The organism is Enterobacter cloacae complex sp. I1M, from assembly GCF_014982425.1.
Taxonomy (GTDB): Bacteria; Pseudomonadota; Gammaproteobacteria; order Enterobacterales; family Enterobacteriaceae; genus Enterobacter; species Enterobacter intestinihominis.
In genome coordinates this window covers 1-663 of record NZ_JADCLG010000072.1, presented here as the reverse complement: position 1 = coordinate 663, position 663 = coordinate 1, and the positions used below count along the sequence as shown (strand labels likewise).

The following is a 663-nucleotide window of genomic DNA, read 5'->3' as shown; positions in this document are numbered from 1 at the left end:
TTTTTATGCAAGAGAGCTTTTACTGAAAACGGCAGAACTGTTAAGGAAAAATGACGGCGCAGGCGAAATCCCATCGGGCTTTGTTTTTTCTCTGAATATCACCTGTGGTCAGATAAGCTCTCAAACTATCAGGAATGCGGTAGTGAGGTTTAAGAGTTATTTCAAAACAGATGTGGTGATCCTGCTTGAGATAGTGGAAAGAAATATTACTGACGCGACCAGTGATATTCTGAATGCAATCGCATTCTATAATTCTATCGGAGTGAAGTTCGCTATTGATGATGCTGGGATAAACACTGCTGCAATGAAATTTTTTGGCGTAAGTAATGTTTCAATTCTAAAACTGGATCGCTCGGTTACGCAGATAAAAGAGAACTTTGAACTAATTTACCGGAAGTTAATTGATGGCATCGTAAAAGTATCCTCTCTGTGCGGGGTGCATATTGTTGCGGAAGGGGTGGAAAATCAACATCAGAAAGAGGCTCTGGGAAACGCTGGAATCATACATATGCAAGGGTATTTTTTTTCACGACCTTTATCCGTAGCTGCTTTTTGTGATTTTATGAAACACTACCGCTGACAGGACGGATACCATGACAGTAAAAAAAACAGTTTTTCTCATATCCGATGATTATTTTTACCTTAATGGGGTGGGGTTTTTAT

At 39.5% G+C, this 663-nt stretch carries 1 protein-coding gene; it reads left to right on the top strand.

Annotated elements, in window-relative coordinates; translation table 11 throughout:
* Positions 1-580 (top strand): EAL domain-containing protein (locus INF86_RS22255; RefSeq protein WP_193543950.1); only part of this gene is annotated, 580 nt, incomplete at its 5' end.
* Between the last annotated feature and the right edge of the window lie 83 nt (positions 581-663).